At 68.1% G+C, this 22693-nt stretch carries 25 protein-coding genes; 22 read left to right on the top strand and 3 right to left on the bottom strand.

Features of this window, described 5'->3' with window-relative positions; translation table 11 throughout:
- Window positions 1-84: 84 nt before the first annotated feature.
- Genes secY through map form a run of 3 tightly spaced genes read left to right on the top strand, consistent with a single transcriptional unit; the run spans window position 85 to window position 2858 of the window.
- On the top strand, window positions 85-1407 hold the full coding sequence (secY, locus tag AC3WS6_RS15815; protein ID WP_492501971.1) for a preprotein translocase subunit SecY: 1323 nt from the start codon (window positions 85-87) through the stop codon (window positions 1405-1407).
- The gene (locus AC3WS6_RS15810) at window positions 1404-2000 is read left to right on the top strand and encodes an adenylate kinase (protein WP_492501970.1); all 597 of its coding nucleotides are present in this window, start codon (window positions 1404-1406) and stop codon (window positions 1998-2000) included. Before secY ends, AC3WS6_RS15810 begins: the two co-directional genes overlap by 4 nt.
- A 9-nt stretch (window positions 2001-2009) precedes the next feature.
- Window positions 2010-2858 carry a type I methionyl aminopeptidase gene (gene map, locus AC3WS6_RS15805; protein WP_492501969.1) on the top strand — a complete coding sequence of 283 codons (849 nt, stop codon included), beginning with the start codon at window positions 2010-2012 and terminating at the stop codon, window positions 2856-2858.
- A gap of 325 nt (window positions 2859-3183) precedes the next feature.
- Here the strand turns inward: map and AC3WS6_RS15800 are convergent, their stop codons facing one another.
- On the bottom strand, window positions 3184-4179 hold the full coding sequence (locus tag AC3WS6_RS15800) for a hypothetical protein (protein ID WP_492501968.1): 996 nt from the start codon (window positions 4177-4179) through the stop codon (window positions 3184-3186).
- A gap of 439 nt (window positions 4180-4618) precedes the next feature.
- Here AC3WS6_RS15800 and AC3WS6_RS15795 point away from each other — a divergent pair, with 439 nt between their 5' ends.
- The 7 genes from AC3WS6_RS15795 to rplQ all read left to right on the top strand — a co-directional run bounded on the left by AC3WS6_RS15795 (window position 4619) and on the right by rplQ (window position 8587).
- Window positions 4619-5296, top strand: coding sequence for a DsbA family protein (locus tag AC3WS6_RS15795; protein ID WP_492501967.1), 678 nt, complete (start codon window positions 4619-4621; stop codon window positions 5294-5296).
- 176 nt (window positions 5297-5472) lie between these two features.
- Window positions 5473-5694 (top strand): translation initiation factor IF-1, encoded by a 222-nt coding sequence (gene infA / locus AC3WS6_RS15790; protein WP_028496510.1) that lies wholly within the window; start codon window positions 5473-5475, stop codon window positions 5692-5694.
- A 64-nt stretch (window positions 5695-5758) separates the two neighbouring features.
- A complete protein-coding gene (gene rpmJ, locus AC3WS6_RS15785; protein WP_005050492.1) occupies window positions 5759-5875 on the top strand; it encodes a 50S ribosomal protein L36 in 117 nt (38 codons plus the stop codon).
- A 202-nt stretch (window positions 5876-6077) separates the two neighbouring features.
- Window positions 6078-6452, top strand: coding sequence for a 30S ribosomal protein S13 (rpsM, locus tag AC3WS6_RS15780; protein WP_492501966.1), 375 nt, complete (start codon window positions 6078-6080; stop codon window positions 6450-6452).
- 31 nt (window positions 6453-6483) lie between these two features.
- A complete protein-coding gene (rpsK, locus tag AC3WS6_RS15775; RefSeq protein WP_492501965.1) occupies window positions 6484-6882 on the top strand; it encodes a 30S ribosomal protein S11 in 399 nt (132 codons plus the stop codon).
- 133 nt (window positions 6883-7015) lie between these two features.
- Entirely contained in the window at window positions 7016-8005 is a 990-nt protein-coding gene (locus AC3WS6_RS15770) for a DNA-directed RNA polymerase subunit alpha (RefSeq protein ID WP_201471273.1), read from the top strand.
- A gap of 33 nt (window positions 8006-8038) precedes the next feature.
- Window positions 8039-8587 (top strand): 50S ribosomal protein L17, encoded by a 549-nt coding sequence (gene rplQ / locus AC3WS6_RS15765; protein ID WP_492501964.1) that lies wholly within the window; start codon window positions 8039-8041, stop codon window positions 8585-8587.
- Window positions 8588-8666: 79 nt separating this feature from the next.
- On the opposite strand, the gene AC3WS6_RS15760 is transcribed toward rplQ, so the two are convergent.
- Complete coding sequence (locus AC3WS6_RS15760) at window positions 8667-10241, bottom strand: AMP-binding protein (RefSeq protein WP_492501963.1); 1575 nt, start codon at window positions 10239-10241, stop codon at window positions 8667-8669.
- Between the two features lie 110 nt (window positions 10242-10351).
- On the opposite strand from AC3WS6_RS15760, the gene AC3WS6_RS15755 reads away from it, so the two are divergent.
- Genes AC3WS6_RS15755 through AC3WS6_RS15700 form a run of 12 tightly spaced genes read left to right on the top strand, consistent with a single transcriptional unit; the run spans window position 10352 to window position 21353 of the window.
- On the top strand, window positions 10352-11152 hold the full coding sequence (locus AC3WS6_RS15755; protein ID WP_492501962.1) for a sulfite exporter TauE/SafE family protein: 801 nt from the start codon (window positions 10352-10354) through the stop codon (window positions 11150-11152).
- Between the two features lie 60 nt (window positions 11153-11212).
- Window positions 11213-11680 carry an FAS1-like dehydratase domain-containing protein gene (locus AC3WS6_RS15750; RefSeq protein ID WP_492501961.1) on the top strand — a complete coding sequence of 156 codons (468 nt, stop codon included), beginning with the start codon at window positions 11213-11215 and terminating at the stop codon, window positions 11678-11680.
- On the top strand, window positions 11680-12078 hold the full coding sequence (locus AC3WS6_RS15745) for a MaoC/PaaZ C-terminal domain-containing protein (protein ID WP_492501960.1): 399 nt from the start codon (window positions 11680-11682) through the stop codon (window positions 12076-12078). The genes AC3WS6_RS15750 and AC3WS6_RS15745 overlap by 1 nt, the downstream gene beginning before the upstream one ends.
- Entirely contained in the window at window positions 12078-13226 is a 1149-nt protein-coding gene (locus tag AC3WS6_RS15740; protein WP_492501959.1) for a UDP-N-acetylmuramate dehydrogenase, read from the top strand. Before AC3WS6_RS15745 ends, AC3WS6_RS15740 begins: the two co-directional genes overlap by 1 nt.
- Before the next feature lie 8 nt (window positions 13227-13234).
- Window positions 13235-13846, top strand: coding sequence for a nicotinamide riboside transporter PnuC (gene pnuC, locus AC3WS6_RS15735; protein ID WP_492501958.1), 612 nt, complete (start codon window positions 13235-13237; stop codon window positions 13844-13846).
- Window positions 13843-14937: an AAA family ATPase gene (locus AC3WS6_RS15730; protein WP_492501957.1), complete on the top strand. Its 1095-nt coding sequence runs from the start codon at window positions 13843-13845 to the stop codon at window positions 14935-14937. The genes pnuC and AC3WS6_RS15730 overlap by 4 nt, the downstream gene beginning before the upstream one ends.
- Before the next feature lie 4 nt (window positions 14938-14941).
- Window positions 14942-16360: a MoxR family ATPase gene (locus tag AC3WS6_RS15725; protein WP_492501956.1), complete on the top strand. Its 1419-nt coding sequence runs from the start codon at window positions 14942-14944 to the stop codon at window positions 16358-16360.
- Window positions 16357-17034 (top strand): potassium transporter Kef, encoded by a 678-nt coding sequence (locus AC3WS6_RS15720; protein WP_492501955.1) that lies wholly within the window; start codon window positions 16357-16359, stop codon window positions 17032-17034. The genes AC3WS6_RS15725 and AC3WS6_RS15720 overlap by 4 nt, the downstream gene beginning before the upstream one ends.
- On the top strand, window positions 17031-18929 hold the full coding sequence (locus AC3WS6_RS15715) for a DUF58 domain-containing protein (RefSeq protein ID WP_492501954.1): 1899 nt from the start codon (window positions 17031-17033) through the stop codon (window positions 18927-18929). The genes AC3WS6_RS15720 and AC3WS6_RS15715 overlap by 4 nt, the downstream gene beginning before the upstream one ends.
- Window positions 18922-19530 (top strand): phosphohydrolase, encoded by a 609-nt coding sequence (locus tag AC3WS6_RS15710; RefSeq protein WP_492501953.1) that lies wholly within the window; start codon window positions 18922-18924, stop codon window positions 19528-19530. The genes AC3WS6_RS15715 and AC3WS6_RS15710 overlap by 8 nt, the downstream gene beginning before the upstream one ends.
- 10 nt (window positions 19531-19540) lie before the next feature.
- Window positions 19541-20920, top strand: coding sequence for an AMP-binding protein (locus AC3WS6_RS15705; RefSeq protein ID WP_492501952.1), 1380 nt, complete (start codon window positions 19541-19543; stop codon window positions 20918-20920).
- A gap of 31 nt (window positions 20921-20951) precedes the next feature.
- Window positions 20952-21353: a VOC family protein gene (locus tag AC3WS6_RS15700; protein WP_492501951.1), complete on the top strand. Its 402-nt coding sequence runs from the start codon at window positions 20952-20954 to the stop codon at window positions 21351-21353.
- A 94-nt stretch (window positions 21354-21447) separates the two neighbouring features.
- Here AC3WS6_RS15700 and AC3WS6_RS15695 read toward each other — a convergent pair whose 3' ends face one another.
- On the bottom strand, window positions 21448-22647 hold the full coding sequence (locus tag AC3WS6_RS15695; RefSeq protein ID WP_492501950.1) for a pyridoxal phosphate-dependent aminotransferase: 1200 nt from the start codon (window positions 22645-22647) through the stop codon (window positions 21448-21450).
- Window positions 22648-22693: the final 46 nt, after the last annotated feature.

The raw sequence follows: 22693 nt of genomic DNA, 5'->3' as shown, positions 1-22693 counted from the left end.
TCGGAGATTCTCCGGCCCCTCTTATGGGTTAGCCTGTTCTTTCAGCCGTCCCTCGGATCGGCAACCTTTTCAGGAGGCACGTCCTTGTTTAGCGCCATCGCGCGGATCTTCCGCACGCCAGACCTGCGTCGAAAGATCGGTTTCACCCTCGCGATCATCGCGATCTATCGACTCGGCTCCAACGTCCCCGCTCCGTTCGTGAACTTCCCGAACGTCGAGGAGTGTCTCGCTCTCAATGCAGGCACCGAGGGACTTCTCGGACTCGTCAACCTCTTCTCGGGTGGCGCGCTCCTCCAGCTCTCGATCTTCGCCCTCGGCGTCATGCCGTACATCACCGCGACGATCATCACCCAGCTCCTGCGCGTGGTCATCCCGCACTTCGAGGCGCTGCACAAAGAGGGTCAGGCCGGTCAGGCCAAGCTGACCCAGTACACCCGTTACCTCACGATCGCGCTCGCGCTGCTGCAGTCGACGACGCTCGTCACTGTGGCCCGCAGCGGTCAGCTGTTCGGCACCACCGAGATCGCGGCGTGCCAGAACCTCCTCACCAACGACGTGTGGTGGGCGCAGCTGCTCATCATCATGGCGATGACGGCAGGTACCGGCCTCATCATGTGGTTCGCCGAGCTCGTCACCGAGCGCGGCATCGGCAACGGCATGTCGCTGCTGATCTTCACCTCGATCGCCGCCACCTTCCCGGGCGCTATGTGGCTGATCTGGGAGAGCCGTGGTTTCGAGGTCTTCCTCATGGTGCTCGCCGTAGGTGTGGTCGTGATGGGGCTCGTCGTGTTCGTCGAGCAGTCCCAGCGACGCATCCCCGTGCAGTACGCCAAGCGCATGGTCGGGCGCCGCACATACGGCGGCACCAACACCTACATCCCGATCAAGGTGAACATGGCGGGTGTGATCCCCGTGATCTTCGCGTCGTCGCTGCTCTACATCCCGGCCCTGATCGCGCAGTTCAACACCCCGCAGGACGGCTCCGAGCCCGCCGCGTGGGTCACCTGGATCTCGACGTACTTCACGACGGGCGACCAGCCGATCTACATGCTGGCCTACTTCCTGCTGATCATCGGCTTCACCTACTTCTACGTCGCGATCACCTTCAACCCCGTCGAGGTCGCCGACAACATGAAGAAGTACGGCGGGTTCATCCCCGGCATCCGTGCCGGTCGACCGACCGCCGAGTACCTCGACTACGTGCTCACCCGCATCACGCTGCCAGGGTCCATCTACCTCGGCCTGATCGCGCTGATCCCGCTGATCGCTCTCGCCACCGTCGGCGCCAACCAGAACTTCCCGTTCGGTGGCGCATCGATCCTCATCATCGTGGGTGTCGGTCTCGAGACGGTCAAGCAGATCGACGCGCAGCTGCAGCAGCGTCACTACGAAGGGCTCCTCCGATGACCGCTTCCGCCCGTCTTCTGATCGTCGGTCCGCAGGGTTCCGGCAAGGGAACCCAGGGAGTCCGAATCGCCGAGTCGTACGGCATCCCCGTGGTCTCGACCGGAGACATCTTCCGCGCGAACATCAAAGAGGGAACGCCACTCGGCCAGCAGGTCACGGCGATCCTCGACAGGGGAGACCTCGTTCCCGACGAGCTGACCAGCGAGATCGTGCGCGATCGGCTGGCGCAGGACGATGCGGCGAACGGATTCCTCCTCGACGGATATCCGCGCAACACGGCTCAGGTCGCACACCTCGAGGAGTTCCTCGCCGGTCGTGGCGAGTCGCTGGATGCGGTCATCCTGCTCGATGTGCCCCGTGACGAGAGCATCGAGCGTCTGAAGCTGCGCGCTGCCGAGCAGGGACGCTCCGATGACACCGAAGAGGGCATCGCGCATCGCCTGGACATCTACGAGAAAGAGACCGCTCCGATCCTCGACGTCTACGGCAGCCGTGGCATCGTCGACCGCATCGACGGCGTCGGCTCGCTCGACGAGATCACCGAACGCGTGTTCGCGGCGCTGACAGCGCGTGGCCTGCGTCTCGCTGCCTGAGCGCAGTCGATGTTCCGCAAGTCGATCTACAAGACACCTGCTCAGCTGCGGGCCATGGTCGAGCCCGGTCTCATCACGGCCGCGGCGCTGGATGCGGTGCGCCCGCTGATCCGAGCCGGAGTCACGACCCTCGAGCTCGACGCCGAGGCCAATCGCGTCATCCTGGCCCGCGGTGCGGAATCGAACTTCCAGCTGGTTCGCGGGTACCGGCACACGACCTGCATCTCCGTGAACGAGGAGGTCGTGCACGGCATCCCCGGAGAGCGTGTGCTGCAGGCCGGTGACATCGTGTCGGTCGACTGCGGTGCGCAGTACCAGGGATGGAACGGAGACAGCGCGATCACCGTCGTCGTCCCCGACGACAGCCGGCCGGAGCTCGTCGCCCAGCGACTCGAGCTGTCTCGCGTGACCGAGGGCTCGATGTGGGCGGGCATCGCTGCGATGGCATCCGCGTCTCACCTGGGTGACATCGGGGCTGCGATCCAGGGCTACATCGAGGCGCAGGGTCCGTCTGCTGTCTCGGGCCAGACCTACGGCATCCTTCGCGAATACGTGGGCCACGGCATCGGGCGCAAGATGCACGAGGCGCCGAGCGTGTTCAACTACCGCACCCCCGATCCCGGCGCCGAGGTCAAGCCTGGACTCGTGCTCGCGATCGAGCCGATGGTCACGGCAGGCACGGATGAGACGTTCGTCGAGGACGATGACTGGACCGTCTCGACCGTCGACGGCAGCGACGGCTCGCACTGGGAGCACAGCGTGGCGTTGCACGCAGGCGGCATCTGGGTGCTCACGGCTCCTGACGGGGGAGCAGCGGGCCTCGCACCCTTCGGCGTGGTGCCGACCCCCATCGCCTGACCGAAGGTTCGGCGGATGTCGGCGGATGTCTGAGGATCTCTGATGTCAGCGGATCTCTGAGACCGCTGATTGCGCGTGAGACCCGTGTGTAGGACGTGGGTTTCGCCGCGAGGCCGGGGCTTCGTCTCGCACAGGGGTGGGATGGTCGCCGAAACCGCTAATCGGACGTGAGACCCGTGTCGAGGACGTGGGTTTCGCCGCGGGGCTAGGGTTTCGTAGCGCACCGGGGCGGGAGGTCGCCGAGACCGCTGATCGGTCGTGAGACCCCTATGGAGGACGAGGGTTTCGTGGGCGGATGCCGGTCTCGATGATCCAGGCGTCACCGTTAGGAGCGCGGCGAGTGGCGCGGCCGCGCGACCTCACGCGGACTCAGGCTCAGTGACGCGAGCATCCCCTGCTGGGGAGGCCGCACGAGAGGAACGTCGGCCGCGAGCAGTGCTCGCCGAAGCGGGTCGACCTTCCACACGTCGGCGAGATCCCAGCGTGCCAGGGGATGCCCGTTGCGACGGAGCCTGTCTTCGCGGCGCTTTTCGTCGGCGAGGCGCTGCGCGGCAGCATCCGGATCGTCGAGGTCGTACTTGGCCCATCCGTCCGCTTCGCCGATCGCTCCGCACGATGGGAAGAAGAAGTCGGCCCTGTCACGCGCTCGCTCATACGTGAATTCGGCCGGCAGTTCTGGCGTCTCGAATCCGCACCATGCAATCACCGCACGACTCAGGCTCTCGCCGGGCGATTCAGAGCGTTGGTCGGCATTGGCCCAGGCCCATCGTGCGCGCGCGCGGCCTCTGCTGCTCGCCTGCCCGCTGAGCGTCTCGTCGGCGAACGAGCGCTGCATGGTCCCTCCCTGGAACGGTGACATCGCCGCATCGGCGACCGCCAATCCCTTCGCCAGCGACAAGACCCTCGTCAGGTCGATGGCTGTGTCGATCAGGTCGGTGCAGTGGATGCCGGCGATCGAGGTGACTCCTCGAGGATCCACGGAGGAGTGGACAGCGACATCGCCGAAACGCCGCGACTTCTCACCCGCATCCGCCAGCACATGGATCAGGGCGGTTTCGCCGAAGTGCGGCAGACCGTGGAGCACGGCTGCGGACTCGAGACACAGGATCGCGTCCGAGTGCGTGCGCACGAAGGCGTGTACTCGCGCGGCGTACCGCTGCCAGGGGCGAAGGGCGTCGTACAGGTCGCGACGTGCGTGGACGCCTGAGCGCACGCGACGGAATTGCGGGTCTGCTGCGCGCAGGCCCACCATCCGCATCTCAGTACTCACGATCAGCGGCACGGGGGACGTGACGAATCCGCGGTCGGCGAGAGTCTGCACGACTGCATACTCGCCGCTGAGTCGGGGCGTCACCGGATCGGGGCGCTGTTCGATCCGAAGCCCGTGGCGGAGTGGTTCTGGACGTTGCGCAGTGCAGAAGAGGTTCGTCACAGTCGTCGGCGTTGCGCCTGGAAGGTACCCGCACTCGAGACCTGCCTCGCGGGACGAGACCCACGGCGCGGACATGGGTCTCACGCATGGATGCCGGTCTCGGGGCGCGTGGGTGCGGGGTGGGGATGAGACCGCCCTCGCGGGACGAGACCCACGGCGCGGACATGGGTCTCATGCGAGGATGCCGGTCTCGGGGAAAGCCGGCGCCGGCGCCAGTCACAACGCGCACATAGGAATCTCCAGGCACAATGGGTGTATGGGTGCGCATGCACCCGCAGACTTCACGCCGGGTCCGCCGTCTCGCGGGCCCCGACAGAAACGGAAACCCATGGCAGCCGCGAAGAGCAACACCAACTGGTTCGTGATCGGAGTGTCCGCGGCGGTCGTGGTCGTGCTCGCCGTGCTCGCCACCGTCGTGGTCCTGCTGAACAACCAGGCGACCGACCCGGGCACCGCTCCGAAGAGCGAGATCATCAACTCGGAGACGGGTGCCATCTCGTTCGGCGACGGCGATGAGACCATCGACACGTATATCGACTTCATGTGCCCTATCTGCGGCCAGTTCGAGGACGCGTACGGCGAGCAGCTGCAGTCCGCCGCCGCTGACGGGACGATCACGCTCAACATCCACCCGATCTCGATCCTCGATCGCGCATCGCAGAACACCCAGTTCTCGACGCGCTCGGCGAACTCGATGTACTGCGTGGCCACCGAGGCTCCCGACGCGGCTCTCGACTACTTCAACCTCCTCTTCGCCAACCAGCCTGAGGAGAACACGGCGGGCCTGACCGACGAGCAGCTGATCGAGCTGGCCACGCAGGCCGGGGCTGAGTCCGCAGCGGACTGCATCACGGACGGCACGTACTCTCGCTTCGTCGCAAGTCGAACCACAGAGACCCCCGTCGACCCGGCCACGGGCAACTTCGGCACGCCGACCGTCACCATCAACGGCGATCGCATCGACAACTCGCAGATCGCGGCGGAGTTCGCCAAGATCCTCGGCTGATCGATCCGCAGACGACGGGAGTTCCGGCATCCTGCTCAGGTTGCCGGAACTCCTTTCGTCGTCTAACATAGATCTTTGGTGCTTTGTGCCCTGATTCGGCGTGTCTGAATCGGCGAAGCGCCGCAATCCAATCACCCACCGCAGATCGACCGGTCTGCAGAAGCGTCAGCGAGGCTATGGCTAAGAAAGACGGTGTCATCGAGATCGAAGGTGTGATCTCCGAGGCTCTGCCCAACGCGATGTTCCGTGTTGAGCTCACCAACGGGCACAAGGTCCTGGCAACGATCTCCGGAAAGATGCGGCAGAACTACATCCGCATCATCCCCGAGGACCGCGTGGTCGTGGAGCTCAGCCCCTACGACCTGACCCGCGGCCGTATCGTCTACCGCTACCGCTGATCGGTCGAGAAGTAACGGCCTGCCCCGGTTCGGGGCGGTACGAAGACAGCGAACAGGAAAAAACATGAAGGTCAACCCCAGCGTCAAGCCCATCTGCGATCACTGCAAGGTGATCCGCCGCCACGGCCGCGTCATGGTGATCTGCAAGAGCAACCCGCGTCACAAGCAGCGCCAGGGCTGAGCCCCGGCGTCGGGCCGCTCTTACGGACTGACTCACAACTCAATACAGGTCGCGCGATCCTCGAGGCGTTTCGTCTCGCACCGTTCGCTCAACGACCGAAAGACAACGGCAGGATCAGATCCCACGCGAGTGGGGGACACCTCGGGACGGAGGCCCGAGCACCGATCCTGCTCCACACCTCCACAAAAATCAGGAGAACCGCATGGCACGTCTTGCCGGCGTTGACATCCCGCGCGACAAGCGCGTGGTGATCGCCCTTACCTACATCTACGGCGTCGGCCGTACCCGCTCGGTCGAGATCCTCAAGGCTACGGGGATCGACGAGAGCATCCGCGTGAAGGACCTCAGCGATGACCAGCTGATCGCCCTCCGCGACCACATCGAAGGCACCTACAAGGTGGAGGGTGACCTGCGCCGCGAGGTCGCCGCAGACATCCGCCGCAAGGTCGAGATCGGCTCCTACGAGGGCATCCGCCACCGTCGTGGCCTCCCGGTCCGTGGTCAGCGCACCAAGACCAACGCCCGTACCCGCAAGGGCCCGAAGCGCACCGTCGCAGGCAAGAAGAAGGCCCGCTAAGCGCGGCCCCAGGGACTAGGAGAACACTTTCATGGCTGCACCCAAGGCCGCCGCGCGCAAGCCGCGCCGCAAGGAAAAGAAGAACATCGCGCTGGGCCAGGCCCACATCAAGTCGACGTTCAACAACACGATCGTCTCGATCACCGACCCGTCCGGCGCTGTCATCGCCTGGGCATCATCGGGTGGCGTGGGCTTCAAGGGCTCCCGCAAGTCGACCCCGTACGCCGCCGGCATGGCAGCCGAGTCTGCTGCCCGCCAGGCTGCAGAGCACGGCGTCAAGAAGGTCGACGTCCTCGTGAAGGGTCCGGGCTCCGGCCGCGAGACCGCGATCCGCTCGCTGACGGCCGCCGGCCTCGAGGTCGGATCGATCCAGGACGTCACCCCGCAGGCGCACAACGGCTGCCGCCCGCCGAAGCGTCGCCGCGTCTGACACGGCTTGTTGAGCCGCTCGCGCCTTCGGGTGCGAGCGGCTTGACGCCCGCCAGCGGGCATCGACTTCCACAACTCAAGACCTCACCCCACCACATGTCATATAGCGGGCATGTGATCGAAAGGAACACAGAGTGCTTATTGCACAGCGTCCCACACTGACCGAGGAAAAGATCGTCGAGAACCGGAGCCGGTTCATCATCGAGCCTCTGGAGCCCGGCTTCGGATACACGATCGGCAACGCGCTTCGTCGCAGCCTGCTGTCGTCGATCCCCGGTGCCGCGGTCACCAGCGTTCGCATCGACGGCGTGCTGCACGAGTTCAGCACCATCCCCGGCGTGAAGGAGGATGTCACCGAGATCATCCTCAACATCAAGCAGCTCGTGGTCTCGTCGGAGCGCGACGAGCCCATCACGGCGTACCTGCGCAAGACCGGATCGGGCGAAGTGACCGCCGCTGACATCTCGGCTCCGGCCGGTGTCGAGGTGCACAACCCCGAGCTCGTCATCGCGACGCTGAACGAGACCGCGAAGTTCGAGCTCGAGCTGACGATCGAGCGTGGCCGTGGCTACGTCTCGGCGACGCAGAACCGCAACGAGTACGCCGAGGCCGGTCAGATTCCGATCGACTCGATCTACTCGCCGGTGCTCAAGGTCAGCTACCGCGTCGACGCCACCCGTGCCGGTGAGCGCACCGACTTCGACAAGCTCGTCCTCGACGTCGAGACCAAGTCGGCCATCAGCCCCCGCGACGCTGTCGCTTCGGCTGCCAAGACGCTCACCGAGCTGTTCGGCCTCGCACGCGAGCTGAACGTCGAGGCCGAGGGCATCGAGATCGGCCCGGCGCCGGTGGAGGCTGTGAACTCCAGCGAGCTGTCCATGCCGATCGAGGACCTCGACCTGTCGGTCCGCTCTTACAACTGCCTGAAGCGTGAGGGCATCAACACCGTTTCTGAGCTCGTCGCCCTGTCGGAGACGCAGCTCATGAACATCCGCAATTTCGGCCAGAAGTCGGTCGACGAGGTGCGCGACAAGCTCATCTCGCTCGGTCTGTCGCTCAAGGATTCGGTGCCCGGTTTCGACGGCGCCCACTTCTACAGCGGCAGCGAAGACGAGTCCTTCTGATACCCGACCTTTCTGACCAGGAGTTAGACGATTATGCCCAAGCCCACTAAGGGTCCCCGCCTCGGAGGCGGCCCCGCCCACGAGCGCCTGCTGCTTGCCAACCTCGCGGCTGCGCTGTACACCCACAAGTCGATCAAGACGACCGAGACCAAGGCCAAGCGCCTGCGTCCGCTCGCCGAGCGCCTGATCACCTTCGCCAAGCGCGGAGACCTTCACGCTCGTCGTCGCGTTCTCTCGGTCATCGGCGACAAGAGCGTGGTCCACACGCTCTTCGCTGAGATCGCACCCCTCGTCGCAGACCGTGAGGGTGGCTACACCCGCATCACGAAGGTCGGCAACCGCAAGGGCGACAACGCTCCCATGGCCGTGATCGAGCTCGTTCTCGAGCCCGTCACCCCCAAGGCGAAGTCGACCAAGAAGGCTGCCAAGGCTGAGAAGCCCGCTGAGGTCGTCGAGGAGGCTCCCGCCGAGGAGACCGCCGCTGACGAGGCTCCCGCAGCCGAGGCCGGCGCCGAGTCGCAGGCCGAGGGCGAGGCCGCTGAGGCCGCCGCTGAAGACGCTGTGGAGAAGAAGTCCGAGTAAGGACCTCGCTCACGACGAAGCCCGCCGCCCCTCTTCGGGGCGGCGGGCTTCGTCGTCTCCGCGCTCGGAGCGCGCGCTCTCACACCCGGGAGCGCAGATCCTTTCGCAGGATCTTCCCGGATGCCGACTTGGGAATCGCCTCTATGAACTCCACCTGCCGTACCTTCTCATGAGGGGCGACGTGAGCCGCGACGTGCGCCATCACCGCGTCCGCGTCGAGGTGCGCATCCGGCTGCCGAACGACGAACGCCTTGGGCACCTCCTGCCCATCGGCGTCGGGGACGCCGATGACGGCGGCATCCGCGATGGAGGGATGCTCGAGCAGCACGGCCTCGAGCACGGCCGGCGCGACCTGGTAGCCCTTGTACTTGATGAGCTCCTTGAGTCGATCGACGATGCGGAAGACACCGTCGTGGGTGACGGTCGCCACATCACCGGTGTGCAGCCATCCGTCGGCGTCGAGCATCTCGGCGGTCGCGTCCGGGCGATTGAGGTAGCCCTTCATGACCTGGGGCCCTCGGATCAGCAGCTCGCCGGGGTCGCTCGCCCCCTCGGCGGGAACCTCGACGTCGCTGCCGTCCTCTGCCACGAGCCTCGCCTCGGTGTTCGCGAGCAGCATGCCGACCGAAGAGCGGTCGATGTCAGCGCGGTCGTGGGGGATCGCGTGCGTCACGGGGCTCGTCTCGGTCATGCCGTATCCCTGGCACACCGTGCAGTCGAGCCGCGCCTCGACCGCGGAGGCGAGCGCGCCGTCGAGCGGCGCCGCTCCCGAGAAGATGACCTTGACCGATGACAGGTCGTACTGGTCGACGAGCGGATGCTTGGCGAGCGCGACCGCGATCGGCGGCGCGATGAACACCCAGCTCGTGCGATGCTCCTGAACGACTCTGAGGAACTCGGTGAGGTCGAACCGGGGCATCGTCACGAGCGCAGCACGCTGACGGAGTGCGAAGTTGAGCAGCACCGTCATGCCGTAGATGTGGAAGAACGGCAGCACCGCCAGCACGCGATCGTCGTCACCCAGCGAGATGGTCGAGCGGCACTGGCTCACGTTCGCGATCAGATTGCGATGCGTGAGCATGACACCCTTCGGGCGCCCCGTCGTTCCCGACGAGTACGGGAGCACGGCGAGGTGCGTCGCGGGGTCGAATGACACGTCGGGTGCGGCATGACCCTCGCCGAGCAGCGCCGGCAGGGACGGATGCCCCTCGGCGCCGTCGAGGACGATGATGTGATCGGCATCGAAGCCGAGCGACTCCGCCGCCTTCTTCGCGCCGGGAAGCAACGGCGAGACGGTGACGAGCCAGCTCGCATCGGCATCCGTCAGCTGGTTCGCGATCTCGTCGGGAGTGTAGAGCGAATTGATGGTCGTGGCGGTGGCCCCGGCCCGAAGGATGCCGTGGAACACCGTCGCGAACGCGGGGATGTTGGGGCAGAGCACGCCCACTCTGGTGCCGACTCCGACTCCCCGGGCGGCCAGTGCACCCGCGAACAGGTCGATCTGACCGATCAGCTGGCGGTAGCTGGTCGTCGCGCCGCTGACTCCGTCGACGAGGGCGACCGCGTCGAGGCGATCCTCCTCGACATCGCCGAACAGGAATTCGTGGATCGAGACCGCAGGGATCTCGACGTCGGGATAGGAACTGCGCACCATGGAGATCTCCTTCGATCCGGGCGACATCGTCGTCGTCGGTGCGATCCAGTGTCGCATAGGAAGAGACCGCGTCCCAAGGATCGAAGCGCGGTGAGGAGTAGGCTGATCCGGTGACTGACGCAGCGACCCTGAACAGAGGGCCTCGCGCCTACACGGCATTCATCGGGGTCGGCCTGCTCGCAGGCCTTCTCTCGGGACTCTTCGGCGTCGGCGGCGGCACCGTCATCGTTCCGCTGCTGGTGCTGTTCCTGCACTTCAACCAGCGTCTCGGCGCCGGCACCTCGCTGGCGGCGATCGTTCCGACGGCGACGGTGGGCGTCGTGTCGTACGCCGTCAACGGAGCGGTGGCGTGGATCCCCGCTCTCATCCTCGCGGTGGGAGCCGTGGTCGGGGCGCAGATCGGCACCCGGCTGCTGCCGAAGATCTCGCAGACGGTGCTGCGCTGGTTCTTCGTCGGCTTCCTCGGGATCGTGATCGTCAGCCTGTTCCTCGTCGTTCCTTCGCGCGATGCCGAATTCGAGCTCGGCCTGCTCAACGGGCTCGCTCTGCTCGTGGTCGGCGTCGGCACCGGCATCCTCGCGGGTCTGATCGGCGTCGGAGGCGGCGTGATCATCGTGCCCGTGCTCATGCTGGCATTCGGCACGAGTGACCTGGTCGCCAAGGGGACATCTCTTCTCATGATGATCCCGACCGCGATCTCCGGGACGATCGGCAACCTTCGCAACCGCAACGTCGACCTCGTCGCGGCGGCGATCGTGGGCGTCTCGGCCTGTGCGACGACGGCGCTCGGAGCCTGGCTCGCCACGCTCATCGATCCGCTTCTGGGCAACATGCTCTTCGCGGCATATCTGGTGGTGATCGCCGTGCAGATGGCGATCAAGGCGATCAAGGGGCGCAAGAAGAACGACTGACGGAGTTTGACCCGGCTGCCCTGGCACCATGCTCCACGACCGAGAAAGTAGGATCGAGGGGTGGCAGTGAACCAAGATCTGGTCGGCCGGGAGTTCCCGCCGACGACCCCCTACCTCGTCGGACGCGAGAAGGTGCGCGAATTCGCTCGTGCGGTCTTCGCCGAGGCTCCGCAGCACACCGACGTCGAGGCCGCTCAGGCCGCGGGCTTCGCCGATGTGGTGGCCCCGCCGACTTTCGCGATGGTCATCCAGGACCACACGCTGCAGCAGCTGCTCGCCGAGCCCGACTCGGGCATCGTGCTCGCGCGCACGATCCACGCCGAGCAGAAGTTCGCCTACACCCGCCCGATCGTGGCGGGCGACGAGCTCACAGGGCGGCTCCGCGTCACCGGCATCCGCATGATGGGCGGGAACGCCATGATCACGAGCGAGGCTCAGATCGAGGATGCCGCGGGCGAGCACGTCGTCACCGCGACCAGCGTGCTGCTGGTCGGGGCCGACGAGAGCGCAGAAGAGGGAGCCCAGTGATGCCGTACGCCGTCGGAGACGTGATCGCCGAGCGCACCGTCCACCTCACCCGTGAGTCGCTCGTGCGCTACGCGGGGGCATCGGGAGACTTCAACCCGATCCACTACCGCGACGACGTCGCCGCTGCCGTGGGCCTCCCCGGCGTGCTCGCACACGGCATGCTCACGATGGGCATCGCCTCGTCGGTGGTCGTCGCCGCACTCGAGCCGACGGCGCGCATCCTCGACTACGGCGTGCGCTTCACGAAGCCCGTCGTCGTCGACCCCGAGTCCGGCGCCGACCTGCACGTCGTCGCCACCGTGGGCGCCGTCGACGACGCCGCCACGCGCATCGATCTCAAGGTCACGTTCGGCGACACGACGGTGCTCGTCAAGGCGCAGCTGCGCGTCGCCGTCTGATGGGCGACACCCTGGTACGCGAGATCGAGCCGCTGCAGCTCGCCACGCTCACGACCCTGCGCACCGGTGGCGCACCGGAGCGGATGGTGGAGGCGTCGACGGCCGATGAGCTCGTCGCAGCGCTCCGCGACGTCTGGGCTCGCGGCGACGAGTGGTTCGTGCTCGGTGGCGGGTCGAACCTGTTCATCGGCGACGAGACGTTCGAGGGCACTGTCATCCGCGTGCTCACCCGCGGCATCGAAGAGCTGCCGTCGCCCCACCCCGGCCGCATCCGCCTGCGCGTGCAGGCCGGGCACGGCTGGGACGATCTCGTCGCCTACGCCGTCGATCGCGGCTATGCAGGGCTCGAAGCCATGAGCGGCATCCCGGGCACCGTCGGGGCATCGCCCGTGCAGAACATCGGCGCGTACGGTCAGGAGATCCAGGAGACGCTGGTCGAGGTCGACCTCATCGACGAAGCCACCGGCGAGGTGTCGGTCGTGCCGGCATCCGAACTGGGACTCGGGTTCCGCACGTCGGTGCTGAAGCATCACTACGGCAGCGTCCCTGAGCGTCGCGCCGTGATCCTCTCGGTCACGGTCGATCTGCTCGTCGCCGGTGAGCGCATCGTGCGCGGGGAGCAGCTGCGCCGTGCGCTGGCTCTCGACTCCGACGCGCCCGTGCCGCTCGCCTGGGTGCGCGAGCGCATCCTCGCCACTCGCGCATCCAAGGGCATGCTGCTCGATGACGACGATCCCGACACCCACAGCGTCGGCTCGTTCTTCCAGAACGCCATCGTGCCCGAGGCCGTCGCGCGTGCGCTGCCGCCCGAGTGCCCGCGCTGGCCCGTGTCACCCGACCTCGACGCCGTCACCGTGATCCCGCTCGCCTCGTATGACGGTCTCGTGCCCGCCTCGAAGGCCACCGAGAAGCCCGATGTCAAGGTGAGCGCAGCGTGGCTCATCGAGCACGCCGGCATCCGCAAGGGCTTCAAGCTGCCGCGTTCGCGCGCGTCGGTGTCGACCAAGCACGCGCTCGCCCTGACCAACCGGGGCGGCGCGACCGCTGCCGAGGTCTCAGAGCTCGCGCGTTTCATCCAGAGCCGGGTGCACGCCGAATTCGGTCTGGTGCTGCAGCCCGAGCCGGTGTTGCTCGGCGTCGAGCTGTAGGCCCGGTCGTGCTCGACTGGCTTCAGGCCGAATGGCCGCAGGTGCTCGGCTTCGTCACCGGTGCGGTGTGCGTGTGGCTGGCGGGTCGGCGGAACGTCTGGAACTATCCGATCGGCATCGCCAACAACGTGGTGCTGTTTTTGGTCTTCATCGGTGCAGGGCTCTATGCCTCTTCTGCGCTGCAGGTCGTGTACCTGCTGATGGGTGCCCACGGGTGGTGGCGCTGGACGCGTGGTGCCGAGCAGAGCCGCAGCTACGTCGTGCGCACACCGAGTCGGGCCTGGCCGTGGCTCGCACTCGCCGCCGTCGCCGGCACCGTGGTGTTGGTCTGGGTGCTGACGACGTTCACCGATTCGCAGGTCGCGATCGCGGATGCGGCGACGACCGCCGCGAGCCTGGTGGCGCAGTACATGCTGAACCGCAAGTGGATCGAGAACTGGTTCGTCTGGATCTGCGTCGACATCGCCTTCGTGGGGCTGTCGATCGTCGCAGGACTCTGGGTGATCGCCGCGCTCTATCTGCTCTTCATCGGCCTGTGCGTGATCGGGTATCGGTCGTGGCGGCATGCCGCGTCCCAGGAACGCTCCGGTGTGCCCGGCGTGGCAGCTGCCCGCGCATGAGCAGCGCCGCACCGGGTCGCGGGCGGGGCCACGGCCTCGTTCTCGGCAAGTTCTATCCCTTCCACAGCGGGCACTCGCACCTGATCCGCGAGGCGCAGCGGCAGAGCGACCGCGTCACCGTGCAGGTGCTGGGAGCGTCGGTCGAGTCGATTCCGCTCGAGGTGCGTGCCGACTGGATCCGCGAGGCGCACCCCGGCGTGCGCGTGATGGCGGAGATGGACGATGCTCCGGTCGACTTCGAGTCGGAGTCGGCGTGGGACGAGCACATGACCGTGATCGATTCGCTGCTCGACGGCCCCGTCGACACCGTGTTCTCGTGCGACGCCTACGGTGGTGAGCTCGCGCGCCGACTCGGCGCCCGCTGGGTGCGCATCGACGAAGGCCGGCGTATCAATCCGATCTCGGGCACCGCGATCCGCGCCGATGTGGCCGCGCACTGGCACGAGCTCACGCCCGCGGTGCGCGCCTGGCTCACCGCACGGGTGGTGGTGTTGGGGGCGGAGTCCACCGGCTCGACGACCCTCGCTGAAGCGCTGGCCGACGGGCTCGGCACACACTGGGTGCCGGAGTACGGGCGCGAGTACTCGGAGATTCGCGAGGGCGGGCTGAACGCGCCGTGGCACAGCTCTGAGTTCGACCTGATCGTCGACCGGCAGATCGCCCTCGAGCAGCGCGCGCTGCGCACGGTACCGCTGCCGGTGCTCGTGTGCGACACCGACGTGCTGGCGACCTCTCTGTGGCATGAGCGCTATGTCGGATCCACGGCCGCGCGCCTCTTCGCCGCAGCAGAGGCGCACCGGCCGCTGCTCTACGTGCTCACGGGCGACGAGATCCCGTTCGTGCAAGACGGGATGCGCGACGGCGAGCACATCCGGCACGACATGCAGCAGCGCTTCCGCGACGTGCTCGCGACGCAGCCCGTGCCCTGGATCGAGGTGCGCGGGGGTGTGCAGGAGCGGGTCGACGCCGCCGCATCCGCCCTCGAGCCCCTGCTGGCGGATCATCTGCGGTTCGCCGTGCCGCTCGAGGCGAGGCCGCTCGACGAGCAGCGCGCGCTGCAGCAGGGCGCCCGATCGACGTCGTTAGGATGATCGCATGCCCGACCGCTGGAACAGAGTCTCCGCCTCGCCCACGAACCCCGGCAGCGGTCACGGTGTACGAGAGCTGACGGCCGAAGACCTGTTCCGTCCGGCCGAGCGCACCGCGGTGCCGCTGGACGAGCGGCTGCGCCAGGTCTACTACTGGATCGTGAACCGGGCGGTCATCTCGCCCTACTACGACATGGAGTTCTCGCACGGCGAGCCGCTCGCGATCGAGCTGGGAGACGCCGGTGCGACGGTGACTCTGCCCACTCAGGCGTCGTTCTCGTCGAACGTGCTCGTGCCGCTCCTCACCTTCGCGGTCGGCGGCAAGTGCCTGCTGATCGGCGGTCCGGGGCGTGGCAAGACCACGGTGGCCGTGCTCATGGGAGTTCTCGCCGGAACCGCGTCGGACGACGTGCGGCGCGCCGTGCAGCAGGGGCAGCCGCAGTCCGCGCTGCTGACGATGGTGGTCGAGGGGTATGTCGAGAGCCACGACCAGATGCGCAGGACCGCGCCCGACGGGGGAGTGGAGAGCTGGTTCTTCACGGCGAACGACGATGCGGGCGGAGGCACGTTCCCTGTGATCCAGGCGCTGCGCGACCGCATGGACGTCACTGTGCAGGCGGCCGGCTTCAACAGTCGCTTCTTCGACGAGCTGATCACCCGGGTCGAGGCGGGCGAGAAGCCCGAGGAGCATCTGCCCGCTGAGCTCGCTTTCGACGAGGAGCAGCGCTCCGAGATGCGCGCGGCCGTTCGCGCGGTGCCGATCCCGGATGCGGTGCGCGATCGCCTGCGGTTCTTCCTCAGCCACTTCGAGTTCGTGCAGCACGGCGGACGCCGTTTCGAGTACCGCACGAAAGACGTCGTCACCACTTCGGGCGGCCGGGTCGGCGAGGTCATCGAGGCCAACAGCGGCGCCGACCTCGACGTCGACCTCGGTGCGCAGACCCGCAACGGGCTGTCGGTGCGGGCTCTGCAGACGCTCATCCTGTATTCCAAGGCGATGGCCTGGTTCCGAGGCGTGGAGGCGGTCGAACTCGACGACGTCGCCGCGGTGCTGCCGTTCGTGCTGCGAGGAAAGCTGCTGCCCAACACCACGCACCCGCGGTTCGATGTGGGGGCGGAGCGCGAGCTCAGCACAGACACCGTCAGCTGGCTGGCCGACCTGTTCGCGCAGTCGTGCCGACAGTACGACTCTCTCGGACGCGACTCAGACGACCAGGTCGCGAGGCTTCTCGACGAGTTCGACGGCGGACTCGACGGGGTCTCGGCGCTCGAGGCGTCTCGTCGGATCACAGCCGTCGAAGCGCAGCTGCGCCGCATCGCCACGGTCGGCAAGCTGTACGGCCGTGACTTCGACGACGTCATCGCGCTGAAGTACCTGCATCAGCGGTACACCGCCTATGTTCGCTGGCAGGAGCTGCGCGGGTGATCCGCCAGCCCGTGCAGCTCGCGAACGCGCCCGCGCCCTTCGCGCCGGCGGCGCTCGCGGATCTCTCACCGGTCGGACTCGACGCCGCGCTCGCGGCGGATTCGGTCGCCCGGGCGCACGGCGACGCCGAGTTGTTCGCGCGTGCACTCGCGGCGGGCGTCGCGGCAGAACCCTCATCGCTGCACGATCGCGACCGCACCCTCGATCTGGTGGCGATCGCGGCATGGCGGGCGGGGGCGCTCGGGCTCCGTGCCGACGCGCTGTCGCGGCTCGCCGCCTCCCCGACTCCCGAGTCGCGTGTGGCAGCGGCCGCCGCTCTGGGGCTCGCCGCAGACCACCTCGACGCCTTCGTGCGCCGCCAGCAGACCGACCGGTTCTGGTGGCCGGGCCGTGCCGATCAGCGCGGGTACGTGCTCGCCGTCGGAGGATTCCGCGGCCTGGGCGGCGCCTGGATCCATCCCCCCGAACGCGTCGACCGCCTCACTGAGCCCGGCGCCTTCGCGTTTCTCGTCGCCGGCTCCTGGTGGCGGCTCGACGCCGACGTCTGGGGCTCGCGGCTGGCGCTGCTCGCCGAGCAGCCTGCGCTGCCGGACGCGTCGATCGACGACGGTGTGACGGTGGTGATCGGCGCCGACACGCACCTCGCCTGGGTGCACGTGAGGGAGGCGCAGTGACGGCCGATCCCACGCGCGGCTCAGCGAGGCGCGAGAACGAACCCGACCCGATCCCGCTGACCGACGACGCGCGTCGGGCGTGGGAACGAGCACTGAACCTGTGGCGCGTGCGACTCGACGACCCACGCATGCGTCCTGGAGCGGCGGAGCGGCACGGGGCTCCCGCCTGGTTCGCCTTTCCGCCCTCGGTGACCATCGACCCGCAGTACCTCGCCGAGCGGGGGCTCTCGGACGAGCTGTGGAGCATGTTCGCGCACGAGATCGGGCATCACGTTCTGGCGCCGAGCACGCGCATCGACGCCCTCAAGATCGACCACCAGATGGCGCGGGCGATCACGATGGTGACGCAGCGAGATGCCGGCGACGGCGCTCGACGCCTCGGCAACATGTGGAGCGACCTGCTCGTGAACACGCGTCTCGCGCAGCTGCAGCGGGTCGAGGCCGGCGGGTCCGTCCCGACGCGCGATCTGGGCATCGTGCGGCTCGGTCGTGCGCTCTATCCCGCGCCCGCCGACAGCAGGGACCGGCTGTGGTGGGTCTATTGCCGCGCGTACGAACTGCTGTGGCAGCTGCCACAGGGCACGTTGTGTCCACCGCAGGCTCCGGATCGTCCGGTGGCCGAGAGCGTGACCCAGCGCCTGGTGCCGCTGAGCGCGATCCCCTCGAAGCATCGTGAGAAGGAGCGGCTGCTGCGCGAGGCGAGGGCAGAGCGCGAGCGCGTCGCGGCCGAGCTCGCCGGTGCCACCGCCACGAATCCTCCTGTCGACGCGGCGCTCGTCGCCGATGCGGTGCGCACGTTCGGCACCGATCCGGTCTCGGGAGCCGCGCTCTTCGCGGTGATCGCCGCACCGTATCTGGCCGAACAGGATGCCGAAGGCGGATGGCCGCTCGAGCCGCCCGTCGGGTGCGGCGTCGACGACCGTCCCGCGACGGCTGCCGAGCTCGGTCGCCTGCTGGCGGATCAGCGACTGCGCGCCGATCTGCCTCCGCATCCGGGGGCCGTCATCGGCACCGACGACGACGAAGGCGAAGGCGGACCCGAAGACGAGAGTCCCCCGGATGCCGGGCAGCGACTCACGATCGCGCGCACGCTGCAGCTCTACCGTGACAGCGATGAAGATGCGGTGCTCGCCGCCTGGTACCGCACCGAGGCCGCCACCTGGGTGCGGCCGATCACGCGACCCGCCCCGTCGGCACCCGCCGGGGGCATCCCCGGACCGCTCGAGCTGTGGGAGGTCGGCGACGCCCTCGGCGACATCGACTGGCCCGTCACGATGCGCTCGGGCGCGGTGATCCCCGGAGTCACCACTCGCCGCCGGTCGGAGCTCGACGACGAGCCCCTGACGCGTGAGACCAGCCTCGAGCTCGACCTCTACATCGACTCGTCCGGGTCCATGACGCACCCGCGTCGGGGATCGCCTGCCGTGCTCGCGGGAACCATCCTCGCGCTGTCGATCCTGCGCGGCGGCGGTCGCGTGCGGGTGACGAGCTTCTCGGGAACCGGCGAAGTGGCCGGGATGCCGCGGTTCGGTCGCGACCCGGTCGAGATCATCGCGGCGATCTCGCTGTTCTTCGGTCGATCGACCTCTTTCCCCCTCGACCTCTACGCCGCACGGTACGCGAACCTCCCGTCTGCGCAGGACGACACCCAGCGGCACGTCGTCGTGCTGTCGGATGACGGCCTGGTGTCGATGTTCGGGGTCGGCAACGAGCCCTATGCCGGGGTCGCCCGCCAGGTTCGAGAGGTGCTCACGACGGGTACGCTCGTGCTCATGGATCCTCGTCGCCAGGTCGCGCAGCTCGCCGAGCGCGACGGCTACGACGTGGTCTACCTGCACACCATGGCCGACGCCCCCGCCGCGTGCGCCGCCCTGGCGGTGACGCTGCATGGCTGACACCGAGGCGCTGCTCGCGGCCTGGAGCGAACGCTCGGGCGGGGAAGCAGAAGCGTGGGCCCGCGCGAGGACGGGGCCCTCGGTGGAGTCGGTCGCCGCACGCCTCTCACGCGTACCGCAGGAGTTCCTCGACGAGCGGGTGTCGATCCGTGCCCTCGCCGGAGACATCCTCGGTGCACCGATCCTCGCGCAGCGCTTCGACGACGACCTCCGCGTGCGTCGGGGAGCGGGCATCGCGCTCTGGCTCGTGGCGAGCGAGAGCGTGATCGAACCGCTCACGCCCGCACTCGCACATGGCCGGCCGGCGCTCGCCGTCGACGCACTCGCGCTCCGCGTGGCGCCCGTCGCCGATCCGGCGGCATGGACATCCGACGACGAGCGCAGAAGCGAGGCCGCTCGCACCTTCCTGCTGTGGTGCGGATACCTGCCGGCCGGTGAGGATGCGGCGACAGCCGCCTCGCTGCTCGCGGCGTGCGACTCGCTCGCTCGCGACCGCGCACTCGCCGAAGCGTACGAGGGCCACCGCCACCGCGCCGAGATCGCGCGCAAGCTCGACGAAGCCCGCCGCAAGGAGGCGGCGGCGCGGTACTCCAGTGAGTGATGGACCCTCGGTGAGCGACGGCGCCTCGCTGAGCGATCCCGACCTTCTCGCCGGGCTCGCGCTCGCCGAGTACGCTCCCGGCGAGGCGGCGGTGCTGACGGATGCCGAGCGCTGGCCCACACTCGATGCTGCGGGGGCAGGTCGACTGTCGCGATGGCGCAACCACCCCGACGCGCCGAGCTGGACCCACGCGACGGGTGACCGCCTCACCGCTCCGCAGATCGAGCGGGTGCGGCATGCGCTCCCCACCGGCGGCTGGATCGCGGAGCACCTCGATGCCGCGCGGCGCACCTTGCGATACCGGGGCATGCCGGCGGATGCCGTGCTCGCCGACTTCCCCACGATCTCGCGCCGAGACCTCGTCGACGACCTCGCGGCTTTCGTGCCACTCGACGCCGACCTCTCCCGCATGCTGCATGGCACCAGCTCGGGGTCGACCGGTGCAGCGCTGCTGATCCCCGACGACGTCGAGGAGGTCGCTCGCGGATTCCATCTGCTCGTCGCGCTCGCCGCATCCGCGGGTGCGTCGGTGACCGCCGTGGGGGAGCGGATGGCAGTGGCCAACCTCGTCTTCCAGCGCCAGGCGTTCACCTACGTGTCCGTCATCTCGAGCTTCGACCAGTGCGCGATGGCCCGGCTCAACCTGCATCCCTCCGCCTGGCGGGGAGTCGACGCTCGTGAGAGGTTCCTCGCACAGGCCGATCCGCAGATCCTCAGCGGGCACCCCACGAGCCTCGCCGAGCTGATCGACTCGGGCCTCGACGCGGTGCTGCATCCGCGCGTGATCTTCTCGGGGGCGATGGCGCTGTCAGGCCCGCTGCGTGCGCGGCTCGAGGCCGCCTTCGCGTGTCCGGTGCTCGATGTGTACGGTCTGCACGAGACCAGGCCGATCGCGGTGCGCTCCGACGACGGGCCGTTCCGAGTGCTGGATCGCAGGGTGCACGTGGAGGTTCTCGACCCGCACAGCGACAGTCCGGTGCCCTCCGGCGAGATGGGGGAGATCGTCGTGACCGCGGGCGAGAATCCGCTGCTCCCGCTCGTGCGCTACCGCACCGGCGACCACGGGCGCCTCGTGACCCTCGACGACGGCGGACTCGGCATCGCCGATCTCGAGGGACGCGAGAACACACGCTTCCGGGCGGCGACGGGCACGCTCGTGCCCTGCGTCGAGCTCACCCAGCAACTGCAGTCGCACGGCGCCGAAGGGTGGTCGGTCGAGCAGAGCGCCGATGGATGCGTACGTGCGGTGATCGCGGGCGGAGATGAGGTCGGCGCGCGCGCCGCACTCACCGCTCTGCTGGGCGAGCCCGTGGAGCTGCGGCGGGTCGAGCGGGTCATCGACCTCGGCGATGGCAAGCCTCGGCGCTACCGGAGTGCGGTCGCAGACTGACAGCGTCGCCGGATCGCCGTACACTCGCCGCATGACCGGATTGATCCCCTACCTGCTCTTCCCCGGCAACGCCGCAGAAGCGCTCGAGCACTACCGATCGGTCTTCGGCGGCGAGCTGCAGACACTCGACTACGCCGCGGCCGGCCGTCATGACGGGCCCCGCGACGCGATCGCGCACGGGCAGCTGTCGGGACCGGTCGAACTCGCGGGTGCAGACGCCGGCGCCGACGACGATGCGGTGCAGATGAGCGGCATGTTCCTGTCGCTGCTCGGCACGGCGGATGCCACCACCCTGACGAGCTGGTTCGATCAGCTCGCGGGCGGTGGTCGCGTGATAGACGCCCTGCAGAAGCGGCCCTGGGGCGACTACGACGGAACCCTCGTCGACCGTTACGGCATCCGCTGGCTCATCGGCTTCCACGACGAGGACTGACCCCGCGTCCTCCTGGTCGTTGAGCGAGGCCGCGAAGCGCCCGCGTTCTCCCGGTCGTTGAGCGAGGCCGCGAAGCGCCCGAGACGAAACGCCGTCAGCCGAACAGTCGCTGCAGACGCTGCACGCCCTCGAGCAGCTGGTCGTCGCCGAGCGCGTAGGACATGCGGATGTAGCCCGACGGACCGAAGGCCTCGCCCGGGACCACGGCCACCTCTGCCTGCTCGAGGATCAGGTCGGCGAGCTCGAGCGAGGTGGTCGGCGTCACTCCGCCCCACGTGCGTCCGAGCAGCCCCTGCACGTCGGGGTAGACGTAGAAGGCTCCGAGCGGGTTCGGCACGACGAGGCCGTCGATCTTCGCCAGCTCCGACACGATGAGTCGACGGCGGCGGTCGAACGCCTCACGGAACTGCTCGGCCTCGGTCTGCGGCCCGTTGAGGGCGGCGATCGCGGCCCTCTGTGCGACGTTGTTCACGTTGCTCGACAGGTGCGACTGCAGGTTGCCGGCGATCTTGATCGCATCTGCGGGGCCGACCATCCAGCCCACCCGCCACCCGGTCATCGCATAGGTCTTGGCCACGCCGTTGACGAGGATCGTCTGACCGGCGAGGGCCGGCACTGCCTCGACGATCGATGTCGCGGTGACGCCTTCGTAGGTGAGGTTCTGGTAGATCTCGTCGGAGATGACCCAGATGCCGTGCTCGAGCGCCCACTCGCCGATCGCCGCGGTCTCCTCGGCCGTGTAGACCGAGCCTGTCGGGTTCGACGGCGACACGAACACGAGCACGGTGGTGCGCTCGGTGCGAGCGGCCTCGAGCTGCTCGACGGTGACCTTGTAGTCCTGGTCGGCGCCGGCGAAGACCTCGACCGGCGTTCCGTCGGCGAGGCGGATCGCCTCGGGGTAGGTGGTCCAGTACGGAGCGGGCAGCAGCACCTCGTCTCCCGGGTTCACCACGGCCTGGAAGGCCTGGTAGACCGACTGCTTGCCGCCGTTGGTGACGATGACCTGGCTGGGCGACACTTCGAGGCCCGAGTCGCGCAGCGTCTTCGCGGCGATCGCCTCGCGCAGCGCCGGGAGCCCCGGAGCCGGGGTGTAGCGGTAGCTCGCCGGGTCGGCCAGCGCCTCGGCGGCGGCATCCACGATGAACTGCGGCGTCGCGAAGTCGGGCTCGCCGGCGGCATACGAGATGACGGGCTTGCCTTCGGCCTTGAGGGCCTTCGCCTTGGCATCGACCTTGAGGGTCGCGGACTCGGCGATGGCGGACAGCTTGCGAGAGAGAGGAGCGCGTTCGGTCACGACTACGAGCGTACTCGGCCGGACGCAGCCGGCGAGGGGCGACCCT

This window comes from Microbacterium sp. EB106-03-03-XG65, from assembly GCF_058791955.1.
Note: the sequence above shows the minus strand (reverse complement) of the source record. Positions and strands in the feature narration are given on the sequence as shown.